The following is a 10,756-nucleotide window of genomic DNA, read 5'->3' as shown; positions in this document are numbered from 1 at the left end:
AACCGGGACGAATCCACTCGATTAGGATGAGTGATGAATGTTACAAAACAAAGACATACCGTCCACTCATCTAGGAAGAGTGACACTGGTGGTCATTAAAGGAGGTTGGACGAACACGGTGCACGGGCATATCTGCCACAGACGCTTTCAACCCTGCGGGCGCAAGTCTGTCACCGGCCGGTAGAAGATCACACGCACCGACGGAACAAGCTGGTTGAGGTAATCGAAATCCCGAACATTGCCGGTCAGGACCGTCGCGCCCAGCAGACCGGCCTGGTGAAAGATCAGCGCATCGTTGAGGAAGCGGCGTTCATGCCCCTCCCCTTTCGGCAGACGGCTCAGCCGGAACAGCAGGCCGGCAAGCATGCCGGCGCGTCCCCAGGCGGTGGCGTCGGGTGCATGCAGCCGGTGCACTGGAATGTCTTCAATCGTGCCTGCAACCACTTTCAGGACCGACTTCGTCGTGGGGTGCGCTGGGTCGAGCCGGCCGAACAGGTGGCTGAGCTCGGCAAGGCAGACGGCCGAGTGCTGACAGAGCCGATAGGTCAGAAGGTCGTCGACCACTTCGGGCGTGCGGCCCTGAAGGACATCCAGATAGACGCTCGTGTCGAGAAGCAATGCACCGCCGACAGGCGCCTGGTCCCCTGCCCAGGACAGAGCGGAATCCGGCCGCCGTTCCAGCCCGCCGGCACGCCGCTGTGGTTTGAGGGAACGCAGTGCGCTCCCGAGATCAAACGCCAAGATCAATGTCTGCGGAGATGCTGCCCTTGCGGCGGACGAGCCGGGCGCCAAAATCGTCCTCGAGGGCCAGCCGCGACAAGGCGAGCTCCAGCAGCTCAGTGTCGGAGGTCACATGAGCGCGCTTCTTTGCCGCCTCGATCAATTCCGACGGCACCCTGCCGGAAAGACGTGTGTTCTTGGCCGCGCCGAGAAGGCCGACCGCCCTCGCCTGCTCAAGCACCAGACGGTTCCGGGTGTGGGCGATCCGCTCCTCGCTTTCGGCTGCCGTTGCGCCACGTACGCTCATCCTGGATTCTCCTGTTGAACGAAACATAAGGGATGTTGAACATGAAGGCAAGGATTGGCACTGAGAAAGAGGGCCCTAGGAGGGTCAACACTGGATCGGACATGGTCCGTCGCCCGGTCATGCTATAGCACGACCCAGCGTGTGGTCGTACGCGACCGGCGCAAATCTCGGGAGCTATTGGTCAAGCACCTCGCGGTGGACAATTGGGCGCTTTGGTCGCACGTTGGGGCTCTCAGAATCGCACCACTGTGACATTCAAATGATCGAGAGTTTCGATGGGCAGTCCCCGTAATTTCATGACGCCCATCGACGCGGTCGACACCAGCGACCTGCCTGACATTGTCGACGTCGTCATGGAAATGGGGCACCCGGATGAGGCTCCCTCCCCTCCCACGCAGGTCCTCGACTCGCGACAAGCATCACTGCCTGCGCATCTCGAAAAGCTGGCCGACCGCGCGCGCGATTACGTCGAGGCGGCGAGTTCGGCAAACACCCGTCGCGCCTATGCCGCCGACTGGAAGCATTTTTGCGCCTGGTGCCGGCGCCAGGCGTTTGATCCGCTGCCGCCAGATCCACAAGTCGTCGGCCTCTACATCACGGCCCAGGCCTCAGGATCGGAACGGGACAAAAAGTCTGTGTCGACCATTGAGCGCCGCCTGTCGTCGCTGACCTGGAACTATACGCAACGCGGTCAACCGCTCGACCGGAAGGACCGGCATATCGCCACCGTGCTCGCCGGTATCCGCAATAAACACGCCTCCCCTCCCCGTCAAAAGGAAGCCATCCTGCGCGACGATCTTGTCGCCATGCTGGAAACGCTCGATCGTGGCACGCTGCGCGGTCTGCGCGGCCGCGCCATGTTGCTTTTGGGCTTCGCCGGCGGCTTGCGCCGCTCCGAAATCGTGGGCCTCGATGTTGCGCGCGATCAAACCGAGGACGGGTGCGGCTGGATTGAATTTTTCCCGGACAAGGGCGTGCTGGTTACGCTGCGAGGCAAGACCGGCTGGCGCGAGGTCGAGATTGGCCGCGGCTCGTCCGATGCCACCTGCCCGGTCGTCGCCCTGCAGACCTGGCTGAAGCTGGCCCGCATCGCGCATGGCCCCCTCTTCCGCCGCGTCACGGGGCAGGGCAAAGCTGTGGGCGCCGAGCGGCTCAACGATCAGGAGGTGGCGCGGCTGGTCAAACGCGCGGCCTTGGCCGCCGGCGTGCGCGGTGATCTTTCCGAGGGCGAGCGCGGCCAAAAGTTTTCGGGCCACTCGCTGCGTGCCGGCCTCGCGTCCTCTGCCGAGGTTGACGAGCGCTACGTGCAGAAGCAGCTTGGTCACGCCTCGGCAGAGATGACACGCAAATACCAGCGCCGGCGCGATCGCTTCCGCGTCAATCTAACTAAGGCGTCAGGATTGTAGAGTGCGGTACGCCCCCCAGCCGCAGGTGACTCTGGATGCGCCAATCCACCCCGGCGCCACAGATCCAACCATCATGTTGATGGGTTTCCAAGGTTTATTGGTGCGGTCGCAAGCCTCCAACTTGAAGAGCTGTTCCCAGCTGGGAACTCAAAGTACGGGTTGTGCGAGAAGTTGCTTCTCGATGAGTTCTCCAGGATCGTTCGCCGACACTTGGACTAGCCCCCGAGGGAAGTTGCCTGGCGACTGCAGGAGCCTCTTGCTCGACGCTGGAGGAAAGTGCGCGTGGACAGGACGTCCACGTGCCAAACGGTGCTGATTGCTGTCAAATCGCATGGGGCGCCTGGCGACAGATCCGAGCCGCTGAGTTGCCATTCGCGAGAGCCGCTCGGCCCGGACGGAATGCCTCGTTGCAGGGTAGGGGCCGTGGGGCGTCTAACTTGTCAGTCTGGGGGGCGATCACCGAAGTGACATCGGAAGCGGCGCGGCATGGCTGCATCACAGACACAACCCATCGTCTCCGACGCAAAGGATGGTGACTCCCCTAGGACTGCGCGAGCTCAGTACCTCCGTCACAACGGGAATTTCGCCGCCGCGCCAAAGTGGGGGGAGGGGGTATCTCTCCATGCGCCGAAACCTACCTGCGCTTCTGTAGGTCGCTCGCCGCCGTACGCGGAAGCCAGAGGCCAACCGCGTACACCAACGTCGACTATCTAGGAGGACAAAACGGGCAACGGGGCTCGCCCGTGCCCATGCTGCATAACCAGCTTCATAGCGGTCTTTTTCAATACCTGATGCGCAACTTTGACGGCACAGGGAAGCCAGCGATAACGAAAAGTTCCCAGCTGGGAACTGCCCTGTGTCCATTTGCTCGAATTCTCCGAATCGGGCATACCTCCAGTAACGGAAAAACCGCGTAATTCGAAAAGTTGGCGTAGTTGGCGTGGCGTTAACAGCTTGTTAACCACAGTCGCTATCAATAGGCGCTGGGTGCAAGAGGAGAATCTGGGTGACGCGGCATCTAAGTAGCCTTCAGTTCATGAATACCTTTTCGACGAAACTCGAGAAGGCACTCAACAATCTTTCGCTGGCTCAGTATCCTCCTGATGCGATTCGTACGATGCGCAAATTCACTTCGACGGAAGTGGCAGCATTGCTAGGAGTGACCGAAGCTTACATAAGGCAGGTCTCCTTAAAAGGGCAGGGGCCTGAGCCAGAGACAACGACCACCGGAAAGCGCTTATATTCTGTGGAGCAGGTGCTGGACCTTCGGATGCACCTGGCGGAAAAGGCACGGAAGAAATGGATCAATCCTCGTCGTGTTAAAGGCGAGGATTGCCAGATCATCGCGATCACGAACTTCAAAGGTGGATCGTCCAAGACAGCGACCACTATTCACTTGGGTCATTGGTTGGCACTACGTGGATATCGCGTTCTCGCAGTCGACATGGATCCCCAGGCGTCGTTAACAAGTCTGCAAGGAGCGTTACCCGGATTTGACTACCGAGAAGGTGACACCCTTTACTCAGCGATTCGGTTTGATGATCCGGTGCCAACGGAAAAGATTATTCATCAGACGCATATCATCGGATTCGACGTCATCTGCGCCGGTCTTGAGCTGACAGAATTCGAGACGGCCGTTACCCTTGAGATGCGCAAGAGCGGTGGAACCAGTTTTCTGCTTCGAGTGTCACAGGCCCTCGAACAGATCGTCGATAGCTACGACATCGTTCTTCTCGACTGTGCGCCGTCACTCAATTTCCTGACACTTTCGTCGCTCACTGCCGCTACCGGAGTCCTAATCCCAGTTCCAGCGCACATGCTCGATGTCGACTCCACAGGGAAGTTTTTGGAGCTGGCCGCATCTTATATGCAAATCCTGGATGAGGCTGGTGCAGGCGCACGTTGGGATTTCGCCAAATTCCTCATCACAAAGTTTGAGGCCAACGACCACCCGCAAGCCAACATGCAGGCCCTAATGCGCCAAGTGTTTGGCGAGGATTTACTTCTGAATTCAGTCTCCAAATCCACTGCGGTTGCGGACGCTCTCACTTGGAAGCAGAGCCTCTATGAAGTGCAACGATCGAGGTTTTCGGCACCTAAAACTTATGATCGTGCAATCGAATCGATCAATGCCGCGAACGCGGAAATAGAAAGCCTCATCACAATGGCATGGAGGCGTGAACAGTGAGCCGTAAAGATTCTAAGGGCATGTTTGCTGCTGTTTTGGGGCAACTCGGGGAGGACAATTCGGAGGAGGGCGTCAGCCGCCGCACGTCATCGCCGCACCTGATGAAGGTGGCGGCTGGTGTTCGCCAAATGCAAGAGCGTAGCGATATCGCCGACAAGTTACTGAAGTCAGGCGAACAGATCATTGAACTCGATCCCGACAAAATACGGCCGTCGTCTATCACCGATCGATATGATGACGCCTACGAGATTTCCGCCATTGCTGAGATCACTGAATCCATGCGGGAGCGCGGTCAAATTGTGCCTGGATTGGTTCGGCCAGTACAAGGCAAGGATGGCGAGTTTCAAATCGTCTATGGTCGCAGAAGATTAGCGGCAGCTAAGCAGCTTGGGATCGGATTCAAAGCGGCCGTCCGCGAGTTAACTGATGAACAAGCAGTCATTTTCCAAGGCGAAGAAAACACCGCTCGAGAGGATCTTTCATACATTGAGAAGTGCGCTTTTGCGCTTGCGCAGCAGGAAGCGGGATACAAACGGGACACCATCTGCGCTTCGCTGTCGACAGGAAAATCGCATGTCTCCGAGATGATCAAAATCGCCTCATCGGTCGACAAGGAGATACTGCAATCGATTGGTAAAGCTCCCGGGATTGGTCGAGGACGATGGCAGGAATTCTCGAACCGCTATTCCATAGACGGCTCACCCGCAAAAGCTTTCGATCTTATTCGCAAAAACAAATTCCGCGAGGCAACGTCCGACGACAGATTCATTATTCTGCTTGAGACGCTTCCATCGGAGCATAATGCGATCAAAGAACCTGCGGGTCCGGCCAAGCCATCAAAGCCCAAGATTGCTATGAAATCCTGGGCTGCTCCAGACAAAACAGTCAGCGTCAGCCTCAAAGACAACGGAAAAACTACCATGATTGCCGTGGGAGAGGCTGAAGGATCGCGTTTCGCAGCGTTTATCGCCGGACAACTGGACGACCTGTTTGAGGCCTTTCGGAAGTCCATCACGAAACAAGGAGTCTGAAACCGCAAAAGAAAAAGGCCCCCGAACGGCAAGCCGTGGAAGCCTCTCTCTGAACTAAGCACTCTGAGAATCGCATCTCCACGAATCACTGTCAAGAGTCATTGGCGTCGTTTTGGCGAGCAGGTTTCTTTTGCCTAATCGAGGGTGAAAGAAAATGGAGACGAATATTGCGACGACGCCCTTTGGGCGGCGATCGATGACGCTTGGCATGATTTCAAGCCAAGTCACCGCAAGGGCCGTGCCGAAGGACGCGATCGTCCACAAATGGCATGTCTTCCAAGATATCAAGGACGCCAGGATCGCTCTGGGCGCCACCGATCGCGCTTTGGCTATTCTCGACGCGCTGTTGTCGTTCCATCCGGACACAGCGCTTTATGGCGACAGCGAACTGGTTGTATGGCCATCCAACGAGCAGCTTATCCGCCGCGCCAATGGCATGCCCCCAACGACCTTACGGCGGCACCTGGCCGTTCTGGTCGAGTGTGGATTGATCATTCGTCGGGACAGCCCAAACGGCAAGCGCTTCGCCCGGAAAGGGCAGGGGGGCGAGATCGAGCAAGCCTATGGCTTCGACATCTCGCCGATCGTCGCGCGCGCTGAGGAGTTCAAGAATCTTGCGGAAGCGGTCAGATCTGAGAAGAAGGCCTTTCGTCTCGTTAAAGAGCGGCTAACCATATGCCGCCGTGACATCGTCAAGATGATCGAGGCCGGCATTGAGGAAGGCGTGCCGGCGAACTGGGGCAGGGTCCAGCAGGCCTACCAGGCGATTGTCGGCCAAATACCACGCACCGCACCCAGACAAACCCTCGAGGCGATTGCCGAGGAGCTTGAAGGCCTTTGGGCTGAAGTGCGTGAAGCATTGGAATCATTTGTAAAAACACAGAAAGTGGACGCCAATGAGTCCCAAAATGGGCGCCACATACAGAATTCAAAACCAGACTCTAAAATTGAATCTCAAAGCCGCTCAGGAAATAAAGATGAAGCGGGCGCCAACGTTACGGACACCGACAACGTACGGAGCCTACCGAAACGCGAACTACCGCTAGGGATCGTGCTGGATGCCTGCCCGAACATGCTTTGGCTGGTGAAGGGCGGCGGCGGAATCCGCAACTGGCGTGAATTTCTGGCCGCGGCCGAGGTTGCCCGACCGTCCATGGGCGTCAGCCCGAGCGCCTGGGAGGAAGCGCGAACGGCAATGGGTGAGCAGCAGGCGGCGATTACCATTGCCGCGATCTACCAGCGGCAGGACCAGATCAACAGCGCCGGCGGCTATTTGCGCAGCCTGACAGATCGAGCAAAGGTCGGAAAGTTCTCGGTCTGGCCGATGGTGATGGCCTTGTTGCGGGCCAAGCTTGACGCGTCGAAGACGACCGGAACCGGAGCTGAAGCCGCTGCCGTCGATTTGGAGATGGCGGGCAAGGTCGTCCGCACCGAATCCCGGCTGGAAATCAGCAATGCGTTGCGCCGCAGCCTCGACAAGCCAGGGCGCGGATCATGATCAGCCGGGCGGTTTTCGATCCGTGGACGGTGGCTGCAGCGCTTGCCGGGACGAGCGTCTTATGAGAGCATCGAAGGCATGAAAAAACCAACACGACCAGGAACCGACGCCCGATGAAACCGCCGGAATGGTGTGGTGGAACTCACTCGCCGAATCCGATCGTGCGGCTTGGCTGGCGCGGGCCGGCAGCGCTGTTCCAGCTGATGCCTGGGCCGCGTACAAGCGGCTCGGGAATGTTGAACGTCAGCCACGGACCGTAAACTGAGGACTGTTCTGCAGCGGGATGACGGTTAGCTCGTGGGTAGTTCGGCGACGAGTCCAACCCGGTGGGCTCGATCGAGTAGGTTCTTGACTGAGGAGGCAGACCATTTTGCGCTTCCTCGTGGGGTTCGCTCATGCAGGCGCTCGAGCTGGCCAGCGATGTCGCGGAGCGACAGGTCTGGGTTAGACTGCGAAATCCCTGCCACAAGAGTCATCAGGCGATCTTCGGGAGGCAGAGGAGACGCCCGCTTTAGCAGTGTGGATTCGGCCAGGTGCTCTGTGACGAGCCACCTCACTGCCCGCCGCAGTCGTTCAGGCGTCCAGTCGAGGCCGCGCTGGTTCAGGACCCGAGCGATGTCGTCCCAGTTATGGTCTGGTCGCATCCGACGGACCGTCGGAAGCCACTGGTTCATCGTTGATTGTAGCCGTCGGCCATAGGCTGCCTTTTGTATCGCGGTCATTTTCGCCAGGGCTTCGGGCCTGCGCTCCCGGATACCAGGATTGCCTGGTAGTCGCCCCTTGGATCGTGCAGCGATGATGCCGGCCTTGGTTCGCTCCGAAATCAGTGCACGCTCGAGCTGGGCAACGGCGCCGAGTACCTGTAGCGAAAACATGCCCTGTGGCGTCGACGTGTCGATTGGATCTCGGAGAGATCGGAAATGCGCGCCCTTCTCAGTCAGATCCTCGATCACCTGAAGAAGGTGGCTGACCGAGCGCGCAAGGCGATCGAGACGCACGACGACCAGGACATCGCCGGCGCCGATGTCGCTCATCAACCGCAGTAGGGCCGGGCGAGCTCTCGACGCGCCGGATCCATGTTCCTGAACGACGACGTCACAACCGGCCGATCGCAGCTCAATCTCCTGCGCTTCCGTCGCTTGTTCGTCCGTCGACACGCGCGCGTAGCCGATTTGCCGGCCTCTTGGTCGTCCGGAGCGTCGATCTTGCGCTTCACGGGCCATTTGCGGCGTCTCTCAGTAGGGGAAAGAGGCGTTTGTACAAACACCGAAGATATCAACAAACGATCGTTTGTAAACGTCTCTAGTAGTCCTTTGCGTACCTCCTACGGCTTCGATAAGCCTGAAAATCAACGTTTTCTAGCCTCCTGATCGCCCCAGGGCGTGGGCTGTACAGTCCCGATATGTGGTCATTATCGATAGTGAGAAAGCCGCTGGAGAAAATCCCCTGCAAGTCAACTTAACAGCCGGATAGCTTGACTAACGCGAATCAGGCATCATGAAAACAATGGCTTACGAAATCGGTGCTTTGTCCCTCGACACCCTCATCGCCCCTGTCGCGAAGGCCACCGAGGTTCTGGCGCGGCTTGGCGAGCGGCTGGCCCGCTCACCGGTCCGCCACGGTTTTGTCGAGCGCCAGCACTTCGCCGACGCGGCTGCCGCGCTCTGGCTCGCGGGCGAACTCGTCCACGTCGAAGACCTCGTCCTCCACGACGCCCATATGGACATTCGGACACCGACCCACGAGCTCACCCGCGCGCATGCGGTGCTGCGAACCCGACGGCGAATTTTTGCACAGAAGCCGGACTGGGCGCTCAGCCGCGACGGGCTTTTGGCGCTGGCCGGCCGGGGCGGTGCGATGCCGGCATCGGGGCCAAAAAGCCGGGAAGGGGAGGGGGCTGGAAACAGCGTCGTTGAAGCCGATGTTCGGGACGATATTGAGGACGAGCTTCTGGCTGAGGAGTTTGCCGAGATCGATGCCGTCCTGGCACGCTCGTCGAAGATTCTGAGCGGCGCCGACGTGCCTGCTCGAAGAGAGGAGACGTCACTTCGTCACCGGCCGGAGTCGCAAAACGGCCTGATCTACGATCTTGACTGGAATGAAGAAGAACGGCTGGCCGAATGGCAGGACGTTATCGCCAGGACACGCGATCTGCCGGTCGTCCTGCGCGGCGCGATCCTGCTCGAGGCCTGGTCGGACATCGAGGTGCTTCAGCATGGCGTTTGGCTCGGGCCGCTGCTTGTTGCCGCGCTGCTGCGGCAGGAAGGTCTTGCCGCCAACCATCTGGCCAGCCTGCATCTCGGCGCCAAAAACATTCCGCGGGAGCGGCGACGAGCGCGCAATCGCTCCGATCGGTTGCTGGCCTGCCTCGATGGAATCCACGACGCGGCGCTGGCCGGCCTGAAGGAACACGATCGGCTGGTGCTGGCAAAAAGCCAGATGGAGCGAAAACTCCGCGACCGCCGCGCCAGCTCCAAACTGTCCGACCTGGTTGAACTGGTGCTGTCGCGGCCACTCGTCTCGACCGGCATGATCCAGGAGCGGCTAAAGGTGACAAAACAGGGGGCACTCAACCTGGTCGGCGAGCTCGGCCTGCGCGAGATGACGGGGAGGGGAAGGTTTCGGGCATGGGGAGTGATCTGAAACGAGCATCGAGAGGTTGCCGCCCTTGTCGTGGGCTATGACAAGAGACTAAGGCACTGATAATGCAACATTATCGTTCGTTTTTTTAACATGACAGGCTGTGCGGAAAATGGTCTATCTGATGGCCAAAAGCGCACAGGCGATTTATCATGATCCGGCGTGATTCGAGCTCCCACCTCGCCTTTTGTCGCCTTGGCTACACCGACTGTGTCCGGCTGGGCGATCCCGCACGGACCAGTCGCGACCGATGCCGCGGCTGCCGTCATGGCAGGCGCGGCCCTCAACGCGCTGGACGTGCTGGTGCGCTCCGATCCGCCAAGGGTGGGCGCCTGGCGACAACGCCTGGCGCTGAGAAACGCAGTCGCGGCGGTGCGGCTCGCTGGCCGCATCGAGGACGAGGCAGCGTTGCGCGACGTCTGGAATTTGCCCCCGCCTGGGGCTGATTTGTCGGCAATCGGTCCCGCAGGTGGTTGGCTGCTTGACGTCGGCTCGTATCGAGGGTGCCCGAGCTCGATGCCGACATGCTTGCCGGCATCGTCGATTTGTTCGGGTTGCGATGGGGCGAGTTTTTTGCTCTGTTGCCGACCAGGTCGTTCATCTGGTGGTGGACGATGACGGGAGACCGGCGCCGTACTCCGCCGCGGCGATCGTCGCTTACGTTTATCGTGCGCGTCGCGATGCCGAGCCGCTCGGTTGGTGGCTAGCGGACCTGGTGCTGGCGCGAAAGCTGCGTTGGCCAAGGCCGGTTCCGCTTTTGATGGCGCAGGTTTTTACGCCAGCCTTCCAGGCAGAAGGCGGGGCGCGGGATCGCGACGAGAATACGGCCCGGGGAGCAAAACTTTGAGCGGGCTGTGTGCCTGGCGCTGGCGCACGGCGCCACCGAGGCGTGCCGACTGGGAACTGAACTTGGCCGGCGCGCCGATAGGCTGTTGGATCCCAGCAACATCTGAAAGGAGCAGTGAC

The 10,756-nt window shown here is 59.5% G+C and carries 11 protein-coding genes; 8 read left to right on the top strand and 3 right to left on the bottom strand.

The genetic code is table 11. From position 1 onward, the window contains the following. Positions 1-147 precede the first annotated feature (147 nt). Both NKJ17_RS24940 and NKJ17_RS24935 read right to left on the bottom strand, forming a co-directional pair. Entirely contained in the window at positions 148-741 is a 594-nt protein-coding gene (locus NKJ17_RS24940) for a type II toxin-antitoxin system VapC family toxin (protein ID WP_352690503.1), read from the bottom strand. After that, positions 731-1,027: a hypothetical protein gene (locus tag NKJ17_RS24935; protein ID WP_352578990.1), complete on the bottom strand. Its 297-nt coding sequence runs from the start codon at positions 1,025-1,027 to the stop codon at positions 731-733. Before NKJ17_RS24935 ends, NKJ17_RS24940 begins: the two co-directional genes overlap by 11 nt. Before the next feature lie 275 nt (positions 1,028-1,302). Here NKJ17_RS24935 and NKJ17_RS24930 point away from each other — a divergent pair, with 275 nt between their 5' ends. From NKJ17_RS24930 to repC, 4 genes are all read left to right on the top strand, one after another. Further along, positions 1,303-2,433, top strand: coding sequence for a site-specific integrase (locus NKJ17_RS24930; protein WP_352617628.1), 1,131 nt, complete (start codon positions 1,303-1,305; stop codon positions 2,431-2,433). A 1,006-nt stretch (positions 2,434-3,439) separates the two neighbouring features. Next, entirely contained in the window at positions 3,440-4,621 is a 1,182-nt protein-coding gene (repA, locus tag NKJ17_RS24925) for a plasmid partitioning protein RepA (RefSeq protein ID WP_024927411.1), read from the top strand. Then, positions 4,618-5,652, top strand: a complete 1,035-nt coding sequence (gene repB, locus NKJ17_RS24920) for a plasmid partitioning protein RepB (protein ID WP_352690488.1) — start codon at positions 4,618-4,620, stop codon at positions 5,650-5,652. Before repA ends, repB begins: the two co-directional genes overlap by 4 nt. A gap of 154 nt (positions 5,653-5,806) precedes the next feature. After that, the gene (gene repC / locus NKJ17_RS24915) at positions 5,807-7,150 is read left to right on the top strand and encodes a plasmid replication protein RepC (RefSeq protein WP_352690484.1); all 1,344 of its coding nucleotides are present in this window, start codon (positions 5,807-5,809) and stop codon (positions 7,148-7,150) included. A 290-nt stretch (positions 7,151-7,440) separates the two neighbouring features. Here the strand turns inward: repC and NKJ17_RS24910 are convergent, their stop codons facing one another. Further along, positions 7,441-8,373 (bottom strand): recombinase family protein, encoded by a 933-nt coding sequence (locus NKJ17_RS24910; protein ID WP_352690481.1) that lies wholly within the window; start codon positions 8,371-8,373, stop codon positions 7,441-7,443. A gap of 283 nt (positions 8,374-8,656) precedes the next feature. Here NKJ17_RS24910 and NKJ17_RS24905 point away from each other — a divergent pair, with 283 nt between their 5' ends. From NKJ17_RS24905 to NKJ17_RS24890, 4 genes are all read left to right on the top strand, one after another. After that, complete coding sequence (locus NKJ17_RS24905) at positions 8,657-9,793, top strand: RHE_PE00001 family protein (RefSeq protein WP_352690478.1); 1,137 nt, start codon at positions 8,657-8,659, stop codon at positions 9,791-9,793. 159 nt (positions 9,794-9,952) lie between these two features. Next, positions 9,953-10,408 carry a DUF1403 family protein gene (locus NKJ17_RS24900; RefSeq protein WP_352690475.1) on the top strand — a complete coding sequence of 152 codons (456 nt, stop codon included), beginning with the start codon at positions 9,953-9,955 and terminating at the stop codon, positions 10,406-10,408. Beyond that, a complete protein-coding gene (locus NKJ17_RS24895; protein ID WP_352690472.1) occupies positions 10,350-10,637 on the top strand; it encodes a DUF1403 family protein in 288 nt (95 codons plus the stop codon). The genes NKJ17_RS24900 and NKJ17_RS24895 overlap by 59 nt, the downstream gene beginning before the upstream one ends. A gap of 7 nt (positions 10,638-10,644) precedes the next feature. Further along, a complete protein-coding gene (locus NKJ17_RS24890; RefSeq protein ID WP_352690469.1) occupies positions 10,645-10,743 on the top strand; it encodes a hypothetical protein in 99 nt (32 codons plus the stop codon). Positions 10,744-10,756 lie beyond the last annotated feature (13 nt).

The organism is Mesorhizobium sp. M0208, assembly GCF_040322015.1.
GTDB lineage: Bacteria > Pseudomonadota > Alphaproteobacteria > Rhizobiales > Rhizobiaceae > Mesorhizobium.
The sequence above is the reverse complement of the archived record's forward strand: the minus strand, read 5'-3'. Positions and strand labels throughout refer to the sequence as shown.